We start from the raw sequence: 14442 nt of genomic DNA on the forward strand, positions 1-14442 counted from the left end.
CCACCTGCGAAGGTCCGGCTTCAAAGAGGAAAATTCATGAAGCAGAGCGCAGTGGACGCGGTGATCCGCGGTTTGAAGAAGGCGGGGGTCAGTGTTGTCTGCTACCTGCCGGATTCGCTTTTCAAGGAACTCTATCCGGCGCTCGATGCCGATCCGGATATCCGCACCATAAGGGTGACCAACGAGGGCGAGGGGGCTGCCATCTGCGGCGGCGTTTTCCTGTCCGGCAAGAAGGCGGCGCTGGTGATGGAAAACTCCGGCCTGCGTGCTTCGGTCGAACCGCTCGCCCGCATGGGGCTTGGCGCCGGCATTCCGGTCGTCATGCTGATGAGTTATCGCGGCGAACTCGGCGAAAACAACTGGTGGGCCATCCCGCACGGCATCACCATGGAGCCGGTGCTGAATGCGTTGCGCATTCCCTATTCCGTCGTGCGCGAGGAAGACAAGATCGAGCGCGCCATCACGGATGCCTACGCATGGTCCTATGCCTCCTATTATCATTCGGCCGTGGCACTCGGCGGCGAGGTGGTGCGATGAAACGCTTCGATTGCATGAAGGCTCTGTCCGCCCGCCTCAAGGACGAACTGGTGATCCTGTCGCTCGGCGCCAGCGTCGATGAATGGTACAACGCAGCACCCCATATGCGCGCCGCCAGCCTGTTTCAGCAACAGCTCGGCTGCGTTACGCCGCAGGCGTTCGGGCTGGCCGCCGGCCTGCCGCACCGGCGCATCGTCTCGCTGGATACCGATGGTGGCATGATGTTCAATCTCGGCATCCTCGCCACGCTTGGCAACGAGCAGCCGAAAAACCTGTTCGTTGTCGTCTGGGACAACGAATGCTACCAGTCGATCGGTGGCCCGCCGACCCATACTGCCTCCGGCCGTGTGGATATTGCCGCCATCGCCCGTGGCGCGGGCATCGACAATGCCTTTACCGCCCGCACGCTCGAGGAATTCGATGCCCACTGCGCGGCGGGCCTTGCCGCCAATGTGCCTTACGTGGTTGTCGCCAAGGTCGCGGGAACGGTCCAGCCGGACATCAAGCGCAAGCACAGCGACGGCCGGGAGGACAAGTACATTTTCGTGCGTCATGTCGAAGCCACCGAAGGCATCGTCATCATGGGGCCGAGCGAGCATAATTGATGACGCATCCCTTCATCCAGAAACGTCCCTTGAAGCCAAGCTATGACCATATCGTCATCGGCTCGGGGTCGGGCGGCGCGGCGGTTGCTCGCCGTCTGGTGGATGCCGGGGCGGATGTGCTTCTGATCGAGGCGGGGCCGGATGGCATCGGCATCCCCGAGATCGACGACCCCACCCAATGGGTGCCGCTCGGTCGCAGCGTCTATGACTGGGGCTACGACTATGCGCCGACGGATCGTATCGACGGCCGCACGATCGGCATTCCGCGCGGCCGCGTGCTGGGCGGCTCGTCAGCCATCAATGGGATGATGTGGTATCGCGGCCATCCGGCCGATTATGACGCCTGGGAGGCGGCGGGTGCCAGGGGTTGGGGCTTTGCCGGCGTTCTGCCCTATTTCAAACGCTGCGAGGACTGGCAAGACGGTGAAACGGCGTTTCGCGGCACCGGCGGTCCGCTTCGGATTGAGCGCAGCCCTGGTCCGCATCCGCTCGCCACGGCCCTGATCGACGGTGCGCACGAACTGGGTGTCCCGGTCATCGACGACCCCAACGGTCCCGGCAACGAGGGTGCCGCGCTTTCCAATTTCAACATATCACGGGGCAAGCGCTGGAGTTCGGCGCAGGGCTATCTCTGGCCTGTGCTCGATCGTGAGAACCTGCATGTCCTGACCGGGTCGCTTGCCGTTTCCCTTGGTTTCGATGGGCGGCGCTGCGTTTCCGTCCGGCATATGGTTGGCAATGTGCTCACGGAAACCCGTGCCGGCGCCGGCATCGTTCTGGCACTGGGCGCCATCGACACGCCCCGCCTGCTGATGCTCTCCGGCATCGGCGATCCCGCCGAATTGAAGCGGCTGGGGCTTCCCGTGCTGGCGGCGCTGCCCGGCGTCGGCCAGAACCTGCAGGATCATCCGCTGGTCCGCGCCATCAATTTCCGCGCCCGCAAGCCCGTCGGTCCGCCGCGCGACAATGGCGGCGGGTCGATGGTCAACTGGAAGACGCAGGCAAGCCTTGCCCAGCCCAACATCCACGCCTTCCCTGTGTTGAACCGCAGCGCCACTCCGGATGTGGCTGCAAACCACGATCTGAGCGGCGATGTCTTTGCGATCGGTACCGGGCTCATGCGCTCGCGCAGCCGCGGTTTTCTGCGGCTGCTGGGTACGGATCCACGGTCGCTACTCGACATACAGCCGAATTTCCTGGCCGAGCAAGGCGACATGGATGATCTGGTCGAGGCGGTCGATTTCACCCTGAGCCTTGCCAGAACGCAGGCCTATGCCGACTGGTTTGATGGCTTCGCAGCGCCGGCCAAGCACCCGGGCCGGACGGAAATCGTCGATTTCATCCGCATGTCCTGCTCGACCTTCTTTCACACCTGCGGCACCGCGAAGATGGGCGAAGATGCTATGTCCGTCGTCGACAGCCGCCTGGCGGTGCGCGGGCTGGATGGCCTGACGATCGCCGATGCCTCGGTCATCCCGATCATTCCCAGCTGCAATACCCATGCGCCCGTCACCATGATCGGCGAGCGCGCGGCGGACTTCATCCTGCAAGCGGCCTGAGATTTGCATGGCTCACTTGAACAAGCCGAAAGGGAGGCTGCGGCCATGACGACGGAAAACATGATTTTGGCAGGCGATTATCTGCTCACCATGGATGCCGCAAACAGCGTCGTTCCGGATGGCGCGGTGCTGATCGAGGATGGCCGCATCGCAGCCGTCGGCACGCTTTCGGCGTTGCAGGCCGCGCATGCCGGCGTACCGGTCAAGCGCGTGGCCAACAGCGTGCTGATGCCGGGCCTCGTCAACGCCCACGCCCATTCCGGCTTCCTGCGCGGCACGGCGGAGCATCTGCCGGTCTGGGACTGGCTGACGCTGCATATCAATCCCATGCATCGCGTCCTGCAGCGGCATGAAGCCGAAGCCGCCTCCTGGCTGTGTTATGCGGAATCGGTGCTCGGCGGCACCACGACCGTGGTCGACATGTGGCGTTTCATGAACGGCAGCGCCAAGGCGGCCGAGGCGATCGGCAACCGGCTGGTTGCCGTGCCCTATGTCGGCGAGCATCCTGAATACAACTATTTCGATACGCTCGACATGAACGAGGAACTGATCGAGACATGGCATCGCAAGGCCGGCGGCCGCGTCAATGTCTGGGTGGGTCTCGAACATCTCTTCTACGCCGACGAGGCGGGCCAGAGACGTGCCATCGAGATCGCCAAGAGGCACGGCACCGGCTTCCACACCCATTGCAGCGAAGCCGAGATCGAGCTTGCCGAATTCCAGACGCGCTACGGCAAGCGGCCGATGTTCGTGCTGGAGGATCTCGGTTTCTTCGAAGCACCGCGAACCATGATCGCCCACGGCGTCTGGCTCGATGCCGCCGAAATCGCGCTCATCGCCGGCCACCGCGTATCCGTGGCGCACAATCCCGTCAGCAACATGAAGCTCGCCAGCGGCATCGCACTGGTCGGCGACATGCTGGCGGCGGGCGTTCCCGTCGGCATCGGCACGGATGGTGAGAAGGAAAACAACAATTTCGACATGTTCGAGGAAATGAAGGTCGCCTCGCTGCTCGGCAAGCTCAAGGATCTGGATGCCGCCGCCATGGACAGCTGGCAGGTGCTGCGAATGGCGACGATCACCGGCGCAAAGGCGATCGGGCTCGATGATGAAATCGGCTCCATCGAAGTGGGCAAGCGGGCCGATATCATTGCCGTGCGAACCGACACGCCGCGCATGACACCGCTCTTCGGAGAGGGGCCCTATTTCAACCTGCAGCACAATCTCGTTCATGCCGTGCGTGGCGGCGACGTGTCGCTGACCATGGTGGACGGACAGATCCTGGTTGAAGACGGCGTGCTGAAAACGGCGGATATGCAGGATATCATCCGTGAAATCCACATGCTCGCGCCGGGGCATTTTGCCCGCCGCGCCGCCTTTCTGGCAGAAAACACCGGCGGAACGGTCCAATGGACCCAAAAGACCCAATGAACGCGAAGGGAGCCTGAGCGGATGGGCAAGACGATCGACAGGGCAGCGCTTGACGAGTGGTACGCCGTGGAAACGGGCGCGGACCTCACCGTCCGGCCGGTGCGCACGCGCCTGCTCGGACAGGAGATCGAGCTTTACCGCGACGAAAGCGGTGCGCCGGTCGTCCGCGAGGTGCTTGACGGCGGCTCGTTCGGCCCGCAGTTGCCGGTGCGCGAGCGCTACGGCTGCGTCTGGACGACGCTCGGAACGCCCCGCCGCGAGATCTTCGACATCATGGAAGCGGGCGAGGACGATCGCCGTTTCGTGCCGTGCGGCTGGGTGAAGATGCGCGCCTCGGGTCTGCGTGTCGTGGAAAACTTCCTCGACATGGCGCATTTCCCCTTCGTCCATGCGGATATTCTCGGCTCCGAACCGCATACGGAAGTACCGGGTTATCTCAGCGAGATCCGCCGTGACGTCGATGAGGTCTGGGCCACCAACTGCACTTTCTTCCAACCGCGCATCGCTGCCACCGAATCCGAAGGTGCTTTCGTGCAGCTGACCTACCGCGTGCCCAATCCATTCGTGGTGATGCTCTACCGGGTCTGTCCGACCTCGCCCAACCGGCTGGACGCCATCGCGCTCTTCATCCAGCCGTTGGAAGAGGGGCTCTGCCGGGCCCAGCCGGTGATGTATCTGGTCGATGATGCCTCGACGCAGACCGCACTGCTCAATTTCGAGCAGGTCATCTTCCTGCAGGACCGCATCATCGTCGAAAACCAGCGGCCGCTGCTGCTGCCATTGGAACCCCGCCAGGAAATCCCGACGCGTGCCGACAGTTCCTCCATCGCCTATCGCCGCTGGCTGAAGGAAAAAGGCCTGCGTTTCGGCACCACGGCAGGAGCTGCATGATCATGGCCGCAGGCGGGTTCACGGTGGTGCGCGCGGCTTCGGCAGACGAAGCGCTGTCGTTTGCTGCGAACCCGTCGTCCCGCCTTGTGGCCGGCGCGACGGCGCTTCAGCTCGAATGGGCCAAAGGCCAGCCGAAGCCGGAGCGGCTGATCGATCTGACACGGATCGCCGGGCTGTCGGCGATCAATATCAGTCCCGATCGGGTCCGCATCGGCGCGCTCGTGCTGCTCGCCCGTCTGACGATGGATGCTGCACTGGCTATTGCCCTGCCGCTATTGACCACCGCCGCGAAAACCGTCGCAGGCCCCGCCGTGCGCAATCTGGCGACCATCGGCGGCAATATTGCCGGGCGAAGCGGCTGTCTTTTGCCGTCCCTTCTGGCGCTGGATGCGTCGCTCGAGATCGCAACGCTTGAGGGGCGACGGACGGTGTCGTTGACCGCATGGCTTGCGGAGGACCAGAGCGGCCCCACCGTCATCGAGACCATCATCGTTCCCCGCCCAAAGCCCGGTTGCCGCTGGACACAGCGCAAGATCGGTCTGCGCGCCGCGTTCACGCCGAGCATCATTGGCATTTCGGCCGTGCTTGATCTCGATGGTGACACAATCCGCGCCGCCCGGCTGGCCGTCGGCGGCGGTAGTGTCGTGCCGGCGCGATTGCTGCAGGCGGAGCGGATACTTGCGGGCCTCAACCTTGCGGAAATCGATTGGGCCGGGGTCCACACCGCTCTCCTTTCAGACATCGTCGCGCCTGACGACGCGTTCCGCTCCGCCGCCTATCGGCGCCATGCTGCTGCCAATGCTCTCGTTCACGGTCTCAGCGGCACACTGACGGGTGACACCCAGGCAAGCGCCATGGGCATCGTGCAGGCGTCCAGCAATCTAGGAGCAGAAACACTGTTGTCGAAAGCCGCGCATGGCGATCGCTGGCATGTCCGTCCGGATGGTCCCGCCAAGGTCGCCGGTACATTTACCTATCTCACCGACCATCGAACGCCGGACATGCTGGTCGGACGTATCCTGCGCGCCGGCATCCCGCATGCGCGTATTGTCTCGATCGATACCAGCGCCGCGGAAGCGCTGCCCGGTGTCGCTGCTGTCGTGACGCACCTTGACGTCCCCGGAGACAATGCCTTCGGTATCGTCATCCAGGACCAGCCGGCCTTCTGCTTCGACACCGTCCGTTATGCCGGCGACGCAGTGGCCGCTGTCGCCGCCGTCGATGCGCGCACGGCCGAAAGAGCGCTTGCCCTGATCCGGGTCGACTATGCGCCACTGCCGGTGGTGACCGATCCGCACGCGGCCCTCCTGCCGGATGCGCAGGCGGTCCATAATGGCGGCAATCTGCAATGTGCCCTGAGCTTTTCGAAGGGCGACATCGAGACCGGCTTTGCCCGCGCCGCCCATGTGGTCGAGGCTACCTATGAGACACCGAGGCAGATGCACGGCTTCATGGAAACCGAAGGTGGCCATGCCTTCGTCGGCGAAGACGGGATATTGACCGTCTGCGCGGGCGGCCAGCACGGCAGCCGCGACCGGCTGCAACTGTCGCGAATCCTGGCGATGCCGGAAGAGAAAATCCGCGTTGTCACCAGCCCCACCGGCGGGGCCTTCGGCGGCAAGGACGAACTGACCGTACAACCTGCCCTGGCGCTTCTGGCCTTGAAGACCGGCCGCCGGGTTCGCCTGCAGCTCGACCGGGCGGAATCGGTGATGGCGGGCACGAAGCGCAACCCGATGACGATCCGCATGCGCACGGCTTGCGATAGCGAAGGTATGCTGCTCGCTCAGGACGTGGAGGTAATCGGCGACGCCGGAGCTTATGTCTCTCTCGGCGCAGCGGTGCTCGAAACGGCGCTGGAACATGCCTGCGGCCCCTATGTCGTTCCGCATGTCGCCAGCAGCGGCAGGCTTGCCTATACCAACAACGGGGTCTGCGGTGCCTTTCGCGGCTTCGGCGCCAATCAGATGACCTTTGCCGTCGAATGCCAGATGGACAGGCTGGCGGCAGCCTGCGGTCTCGATCCCCTCGATATGCGCCGCCGCAATCTGCGGCAGCCGGGCATGGCGGGAACGCTTGGCCAGAAGGTCGCGCCCTCCGAACGGCTGGCTGAAATGCTCACTGCCGCGCAGGCCGACCCGCTCTGGCAAAAGCCCGCTGGCCTGTCGCTCGATGGCAGCGAGGTTCTCGGCATCGGTATGGCACTGAACTATCAGGGCAATGGCCTTGGTACCCTGCCGCCCGATCCGGGGGGCGGTGGATTGCGGCTGGCGCCGGACGGCATGATTGAGGCGCTGTATGGATTGGACGAGATGGGGCAGGGGCTGCTGACCTCCGTTCAGGCCGCTGTCTCGAGCGCGCTCGGCTGCGCCCGCGCTGACATCCGCGCGGTGACGGGCGATACCGCAGAGACACCGGAATCCGGCTCGACCACCGCCTCGCGCGGTGCTTACGTCGTCTGGAAAGCGGCCGCGCTGGCAGCGCCTGAATTCTCGGCGCATATCCTGGCCGCCGCCGCCGGCGTGCTTGGGCGGCCGGTCCGGCAGCTTGTCCTCATGGCCGGCGGCATCGGCGAGTGTGGATCGAACAGCGGCATGCCCCTCCTGAGCTTCCGGCAGCTTGCCGATGCGCTCGGTCCCGGCGCTTTGCCCGCTGTCTCGACGCGCTTCGATTTTCCGAAGACGGACTATACCAGCGGCAACGCCCGCTTCCTGTTTGCCTTCGGCGCCACGCTGGCGCGGGTGGCCGTCAGCCGCATCACCGGGCAGGTGCGTGTTCTCGATCTCGTGCAGCATACGGCGGCAGGACCGGTGCTGGATGTCGCCGCCTATCTCGGCCAGATCGAGGGCGGCGGCTTGCAAGGTCTCGGCTTTACGCTGAGCGAGGATGCGATCATGGAGAACGGTCATTTCGTGACAACCAATCTCGACAGCTACATGCTGCCGGGCATCGCCGACGCGCCGGAGACGCTGCGGGTGCATGCGCTGGAAACGCTGGATGTGGACGATCCCTTCGGACCGCGCGGCGTCGGCGAACTCGGCATCGGCGCCATCACCCCGGCCATCGCCAATGCGGTTGCCAATGCCATCGGCATCTGGCCGGGCCGCACGCCGTTCGATCCGCAGATGCTGCTCGATGCCATGGAAAACCAAGCATGACCGGCGAACACGTCACGTTCCGTCTCAACGGTGAAACCATCCAGCTCGATGCGCCCGGCGATGCGCGCCTGATTGACCTGTTACGGGATGATCTTGGGTATATGGCAGCAAAGAAGGGATGCGGTATCGGCCGCTGCGGCGCCTGTAGCGTCCTGATGAACGGCGCACCGGTCAATGCCTGCCTGCTGATGCCCTGGCAGTTGCAAGGGGCGGATATCATCACGCCGGAAGGGCTCGATCGTCTTTCCGAAGCGACGGTCATCCGTCAGGCGCTTGCCGCGGAAAACGCATTCCAGTGCGGCTATTGCGCGCCGGGGTTCACCATCGTGCTGACGGCTCTGCTGCGGGAAAAGCCGGATGCGGGCGAAGCCGATATCCGCGCCGCCCTGGAAGGCAATCTCTGCCGCTGCACCGGCTATCATTCCATCATTCGCGGCGCGCTTGCCGCCGTTGCCGCACTCGCCGGAGAAACACAATGACCGTCATCATCCGCAACAGCGAGCCGACCAACGAAGCGGCCAGGGCCTTTCTCGCCCGGTCCCGCAAGCAGCATCTGATCGGCGGCGTCTGGGTCGATGCCTCCGACGGTTCCGTTTTCGAAACGCACGATCCGGCAACCGGCCGCCGTCTGGCCGAGCTTGCCAAGGGGACCGCGGAGGATGCAAACAGCGCCGTGGCTTCGGCACGTGCCGCCTTCGAAAGCGATCCCTGGCGCGGCATGACCCCGTCCGCACGTGGCAGGCTGCTGTGGCGCATCGCCGATCTGATCGATGCGCATGCGGACGAACTGGCAGAACTCGAAACGCTCGATCAGGGAAAATCCCTGAAGACCGGCCGCTTCGGTGAAATTCCGGCCGCCGCCGAGCAGTTCCGCTATTTCGCCGGGTTCGCCACCAAGATCCTCGGCTCGACCATTCCGACCTCGATCGGCTATCAGCCGCCGGGCAAGAAGATGTTCGCCTATACCACCCGCGAACCGATCGGCGTCGTTGCCGCCATCACGCCCTGGAATTCACCGCTGCTGATGGCGGCGATGAAGCTGGCCCCGGCGCTTGCCGCTGGCTGCACGGTGGTGCTCAAGCCGGCGGAAGAGACATCGTTGACGGCGCTGCGCCTGGGTGAGCTGATGCTGGACGCGGGCCTGCCCGCAGGCGTCGTCAATATCGTCACGGGCTTCGGCGAAACCGTGGGCGCGGCGCTGACGGCGCATCCGGACGTCGACAAGGTCGCCTTCACCGGCTCGACCGAAGTCGGCAAGATGATCCTTGGTGCGGCACAAGGCAATCTGAAGAAGCTGACGCTGGAACTCGGCGGCAAGTCGCCCGCCATCGTTCTGCCCGACGCGGATTTCGATCTCGCCATCCCGGGCATCGCACGCGGTATCTTTGCCAATGCGGGTCAGGTCTGCGTGGCCGGATCGCGCGTCTATGCGCATCGCTCAGTGCATGACCGGCTGGTCGAGGGGTTGGCGAAGGAAGCATCAAAACTGCGCCTTGGCCATGGCCTCGATCCGGAAGTGGATCTCGGACCGCTGGTCAACCGCAAACAGGCGGACAGGGTCGCCGGCTATGTCGCGGAAGGGCACAACGACGGTGCGACCGTCGTTGCGGGTGGCGGCCAGGAGGGTACGTTCTTTCAGCCGACGGTGGTGACCGGCGCTCGCGCCGACATGCGGATGATGCGTGAGGAAATCTTCGGTCCTGTCGTGGCCGTAACCCCTTTCGACGATGTCGATGAAGCCATCGTCTATGCCAACGATTCGCCTTACGGCCTTGCCGCCAGCGTCTGGACGGCCGATCTGAGTTCCGCCCACCGGCTGGCGGGGCGCATCCGGTCGGGGACCGTCTGGATCAACTGCCACTCCTATTTCTCTCCGGAACTGCCCAAGGGTGGCCACAAACAGTCCGGCTGGGGCTACGAGAACGGTGCGCAGGGGCTGGAAAACTATCTGGAAACAAAGACCGTCTGCGCCGTCATCTGAAGTATTGCCTGCCCGCAGGCTCTGACGCCGGCGTAAGCCGCGCCGCAGTTCGGCCGTTAAAAATCGTTATTGCGACTAATTCTTACTTGCAATAAAAACGGCATCGCTTATTGTTGCAGTTGAAACTTAGTCGCAATAAGGAGATGCGGATGCTCGATAGGGTGAGGCGGTCGGTGCTGGCCGGAATGATGGGGGCCGCAATCGCGCTTGCCGTAACGGCAACGCAGGCGGCAGCCGAGGAAAAATTCAAGGCCGTTACCACATTTACCGTCATCGCCGATATCGCCCAGAACGTTGCAGGCGACGCTGCGATCGTCGAATCGATCACCAGGCCGGGCGCGGAGATCCATAATTATGCGCCGACGCCGGGTGATATCCGCCGCGCGCAGGGCGCGCAGCTGATCCTGTGGAACGGTCTGAACCTGGAGCTCTGGTTCGAAAAATTCTTCCAGAACGTCGAGGATGTTCCGGGCGTCGTGGTCTCGGACGGCATCGAGCCGATGGGGATTGCCGAAGGCCCCTATCAGGGCAAGCCCAACCCGCATGCCTGGATGTCGCCAAGCGCGGCGGAAATCTATGTCGACAACATCCGCGATGCCTTCGTGAAATACGACCCGAAGAATGCCGAGATCTACACGGCAAACGCCACCGCGTATAAGCAAAAAATCAAGGATGCCGTCGATCCGATCAAGGCCAAGCTTGCCGCCATTCCGCAAGACAAGCGCTGGCTGGTATCGAGCGAGGGCGCGTTCAGCTACCTGGCCCACGATTTCGGGCTGAAGGAACTCTATTTGTGGCCGATCAATGCGGACCAGCAGGGAACGCCGCAGCAGGTCCGCAAGGTCATCGATGCGGTTCGCGCCAACAAGATCTCGGTCGTTTTCAGTGAAAGCACGATCTCGGCCAATCCGGCAGAACAGGTTGCGCGGGAGACGGGCGCCAAATATGGCGGCGTGCTCTATGTCGATTCCCTCAGCGAGCCGGATGGCCCTGTCCCGACCTATATCGACCTGCTGCGCGTGACCTCCGACACCATTGCCAACGGTCTTGCCGAATGAACGCGCAGGTCCACTCCTTTGCAGGCTCCCCTTCACCGGAGGGGGGCTCAGGCATTTCCGTCCGGGATGCGACGGTGACCTACCGCAACGGCCATACGGCTTTGCATGATGCCACCTTCCACATTCCGACCGGGACGATCACGGCGCTGGTCGGCATGAACGGTTCCGGCAAATCGACGCTGTTCAAGGCGATCATGGGCTTTGTGCGCACGTCGAAGGGATCCATTTCCGTGCTCGGCCAGACGGTTGAGGCAGCGCTCAAGAAGAACCTCGTTGCCTATGTTCCGCAGAGCGAGGATGTCGACTGGAACTTTCCGGTTCTGGTCGAGGACGTCGTGATGATGGGCCGCTACGGCTATATGGGCATGATGCGACGCGCCAGAAGCGTGGACCATGACGCGGTGTCATCAGCGCTTGCCCGGGTCGGCATGAGTGACTTTCGCAAACGCCAGATCGGCGAACTTTCCGGCGGCCAGAAGAAGCGCGTCTTCCTTGCGCGCGCACTTGCGCAGGACGGGCGTGTGATCCTGCTCGATGAGCCTTTCACCGGCGTTGACGTCAAGACGGAGGACGCCATCATCACGCTGCTGCGCGCGTTGCGGGATGAGGGGAGGGTGATGCTGGTCTCCACCCACAATCTCGGCAGCGTACCGGAATTCTGCGATCGCACCGTTCTGCTCAATCGCACCGTGCTGGCTTATGGCACGACGGTGGAAACCTTCACGCAGGCCAATCTCGAAAGGACGTTCGGCGGCGTGCTGCGGCATTTCGTTCTGAACGGCGCTGACGGAGGAAAGCCGCATCCGGTCGGTTTCATCTCCGACGACGAAAGGCCGCTCGTGCTCTATGACGACGAGCAGGATGCCCGCGATCCGGCAAAAGGCGCCGGAGGCCGGACCTGATGGCGTTGCTGTTCGAACCCTTTACCTATGACTACATGGTCAACGCCATGTGGGTATCGGCGCTGGTCGGCGGCGTCTGCGCCTTCCTGTCCTGCTATCTGATGCTCAAGGGCTGGTCGCTGATCGGCGATGCGCTTTCGCATGCGATCGTGCCCGGGGTTGCCGGCGCCTATATGCTCGGCCTGCCGTTTTCCATCGGCGCCTTCTTCTCCGGCGGCCTTGCCGCCGCCGCCATGCTGTTTCTCAACCAGCGGACCAAGCTGAAGGAAGATGCGATCATCGGCCTGATCTTCTCCTCCTTCTTCGGTCTCGGCCTGTTCATGGTTTCGCTGTCGCCGACCTCGGTGAATATCCAGACCATCGTGCTTGGCAATATCCTCGCCATCACGCCGCAGGATACGCTGCAGCTCGCCATCATCGGCTTCGTTTCGCTGGCCATTCTTCTGGTGAAATGGAAGGACCTGATGGTGGTCTTCTTCGATGAAAACCACGCGCGTTCGATCGGCCTCAACCCGGCGGCGCTGAAGATCATGTTCTTCACGCTTTTGTCCGCCTCGACGGTCGCCGCCCTCCAGACCGTTGGCGCGTTCCTCGTCATCTGCATGGTCGTCACGCCGGGCGCGACCGCTTATCTGCTGACCGATCGTTTTCCACGGCTTCTCGTCATTGCCGTCGCCATTGGGGCGCTGACCAGCTTTACCGGCGCCTATGCCAGCTATTTTCTCGACGGCGCGACCGGCGGCATCATCGTCGTTCTGCAAACGCTGATTTTCCTCCTGGCTTTCTTCCTCGCCCCTAAGCATGGAATGCTGGCTGCCCGCCGCCGGGCAACCCAAGCACTGGAGGCAGGCCTGTGAGCGTCATCGAAACACTGCTTTCCCCGTTTCAGTTCGGGTTCATGGTGAATGCACTCGTCATCGCGGTTCTGGTGGCGGTTCCAACCGCGCTGCTGTCCTGTTTTCTGGTACTGAAGGGCTGGTCGCTGATGGGCGATGCCATCAGCCATGCGGTCTTTCCGGGCGTGGTCATTGCCTATATCGTCGGCTTTCCGTTCGCGGTCGGTGCCTTCGCAGCCGGCATGTTCTGCGCCGTTGCCACGGGTTTCCTCAAGGACAACAGCCGTATCAAACAGGACACGGTGATGGGCGTCGTCTTTTCCGGGATGTTCGGACTGGGGCTGGTGCTTTACGTCAAAATCCAGTCCGACGTGCATCTCGATCATATCCTGTTTGGCGACATGCTCGGTGTCGGCTGGCGCGATATCGCCGAAACGGCCGTCATCGCGACGATCACGACGGGTATCATCGCGGTCAAATGGCGGGATTTGCTGCTGCACGCCTTCGATCCGGCACAGGCGAAAGCTGTCGGCCTGCCGGTCAAGCTGTTGCACTATGGCCTGCTCTGCCTGATCTCACTGACGATCGTGGGCGCGCTCAAGGCGGTCGGCATCATCCTCGCCATCGCCATGCTGATCGCGCCGGGCGCCATCGCCTTCCTGCTGACCAAAAAGTTCAGCACGATGCTGATGCTGGCGGTGACTATCGCCGTCGCCGCGTCCTTCTTCGGCGTCTATCTGAGCTTCTTCATCGACAGCGCCCCGGCGCCCACCATCGTCCTCCTGATGACGGCCGCCTTCATCGCCGCCTTCGTCCATGCAACCCGCACGGCGGCACGGATCGAGGCCGGTGGCACGCAAGCCAGGATGCATTGAGACAGGATAACGGAACCGGGTCGCTGAGATCCGGTTCCTGCTCCGGAACGGCCGCTTACTCCGGATCGCGCGCGGAACCGTCCTTGTCGAGCTTCTTGACGAAAATCTCCAGCCGGTGACTAACGATGGTGTAGCCATGCAGGCGGGCGATTTCTTCCTGAAGCTTCTCGATCTCTTCCGAATGGAACTCCACCACCTTGCCGGTATCCACATCGATCAGATGATCGTGATGGACCTGATCGACCGTCTCGAAGCGGCCGCGCCCATCGCCGAAGGCATGGCGCTCGACGATGCGGTTTTCCTCAAGCAGCTTGACCGTTCTGTAGACCGTTGCAATCGCAATGCCGGGATCGACGGCGGTCGCCCGGCGATGAAGTTCGACGACATCGGGATGATCGTCGGACGAGGCGAGAACCTGCGCGATGATCCGCCGCGGGCCGGTCATGCGCAGCCCTTTTTCCCGGCAAAGCCGCTCCAGCGTGGCCGTCGCTTCTGCGATTTCAGTCTTCTTCTTCGTCATCGATTCCTTCTACGCCTAATCCGCCATGTCAGTCGAGAGGAGAACAAAGCGTTTTCCCGCTGGTATCTGCCATGCACAATAGCAAAAGA

Annotated in this window: 13 protein-coding genes; 12 read left to right on the forward strand and 1 reads right to left on the reverse strand. The window is 63.1% G+C overall.

Annotated elements, in window-relative coordinates:
* Nucleotides 1–36: 36 nt before the first annotated feature.
* The 12 genes from ADU59_RS14740 (at nucleotide 37) to ADU59_RS14795 (ending at nucleotide 13833) form a co-directional block, all read left to right on the forward strand.
* Complete coding sequence (locus ADU59_RS14740) at nucleotides 37–537, forward strand: thiamine pyrophosphate-binding protein (RefSeq protein WP_068954861.1); 501 nt, start codon at nucleotides 37–39, stop codon at nucleotides 535–537.
* Nucleotides 534–1142, forward strand: coding sequence for a thiamine pyrophosphate-dependent enzyme (locus ADU59_RS14745; protein ID WP_068954862.1), 609 nt, complete (start codon nucleotides 534–536; stop codon nucleotides 1140–1142). The genes ADU59_RS14740 and ADU59_RS14745 overlap by 4 nt, the downstream gene beginning before the upstream one ends.
* Entirely contained in the window at nucleotides 1142–2701 is a 1560-nt protein-coding gene (locus tag ADU59_RS14750; protein WP_068954863.1) for a GMC family oxidoreductase, read from the forward strand. Before ADU59_RS14745 ends, ADU59_RS14750 begins: the two co-directional genes overlap by 1 nt.
* A 45-nt stretch (nucleotides 2702–2746) precedes the next feature.
* Nucleotides 2747–4132, forward strand: a complete 1386-nt coding sequence (locus tag ADU59_RS14755; RefSeq protein ID WP_068954864.1) for an amidohydrolase family protein — start codon at nucleotides 2747–2749, stop codon at nucleotides 4130–4132.
* Between the two features lie 21 nt (nucleotides 4133–4153).
* The gene (locus tag ADU59_RS14760) at nucleotides 4154–5023 is read left to right on the forward strand and encodes an aromatic ring-hydroxylating oxygenase subunit alpha (RefSeq protein ID WP_068954865.1); all 870 of its coding nucleotides are present in this window, start codon (nucleotides 4154–4156) and stop codon (nucleotides 5021–5023) included.
* 2 nt (nucleotides 5024–5025) lie between these two features.
* A complete protein-coding gene (locus tag ADU59_RS14765; protein WP_068954932.1) occupies nucleotides 5026–8181 on the forward strand; it encodes a molybdopterin cofactor-binding domain-containing protein in 3156 nt (1051 codons plus the stop codon).
* A complete protein-coding gene (locus ADU59_RS14770; RefSeq protein WP_068954866.1) occupies nucleotides 8178–8660 on the forward strand; it encodes a (2Fe-2S)-binding protein in 483 nt (160 codons plus the stop codon). The genes ADU59_RS14765 and ADU59_RS14770 overlap by 4 nt, the downstream gene beginning before the upstream one ends.
* A complete protein-coding gene (locus ADU59_RS14775) occupies nucleotides 8657–10162 on the forward strand; it encodes an aldehyde dehydrogenase family protein (RefSeq protein ID WP_068954867.1) in 1506 nt (501 codons plus the stop codon). The genes ADU59_RS14770 and ADU59_RS14775 overlap by 4 nt, the downstream gene beginning before the upstream one ends.
* Before the next feature lie 149 nt (nucleotides 10163–10311).
* Nucleotides 10312–11220, forward strand: a complete 909-nt coding sequence (locus ADU59_RS14780; protein WP_068954868.1) for a metal ABC transporter substrate-binding protein — start codon at nucleotides 10312–10314, stop codon at nucleotides 11218–11220.
* Nucleotides 11217–12122: a manganese/iron ABC transporter ATP-binding protein gene (locus ADU59_RS14785; protein ID WP_068954869.1), complete on the forward strand. Its 906-nt coding sequence runs from the start codon at nucleotides 11217–11219 to the stop codon at nucleotides 12120–12122. Before ADU59_RS14780 ends, ADU59_RS14785 begins: the two co-directional genes overlap by 4 nt.
* Nucleotides 12122–12979 (forward strand): metal ABC transporter permease, encoded by an 858-nt coding sequence (locus ADU59_RS14790; protein WP_139093175.1) that lies wholly within the window; start codon nucleotides 12122–12124, stop codon nucleotides 12977–12979. The genes ADU59_RS14785 and ADU59_RS14790 overlap by 1 nt, the downstream gene beginning before the upstream one ends.
* Nucleotides 12976–13833 (forward strand): metal ABC transporter permease, encoded by an 858-nt coding sequence (locus ADU59_RS14795; protein ID WP_068954871.1) that lies wholly within the window; start codon nucleotides 12976–12978, stop codon nucleotides 13831–13833. The genes ADU59_RS14790 and ADU59_RS14795 overlap by 4 nt, the downstream gene beginning before the upstream one ends.
* 55 nt (nucleotides 13834–13888) lie before the next feature.
* On the opposite strand, the gene ADU59_RS14800 is transcribed toward ADU59_RS14795, so the two are convergent.
* Nucleotides 13889–14353 (reverse strand): Fur family transcriptional regulator, encoded by a 465-nt coding sequence (locus tag ADU59_RS14800; protein WP_068954872.1) that lies wholly within the window; start codon nucleotides 14351–14353, stop codon nucleotides 13889–13891.
* Nucleotides 14354–14442 lie beyond the last annotated feature (89 nt).

It is taken from the genome of Pararhizobium polonicum (assembly GCF_001687365.1).
Lineage (GTDB): Bacteria > Pseudomonadota > Alphaproteobacteria > Rhizobiales > Rhizobiaceae > Pararhizobium > Pararhizobium polonicum.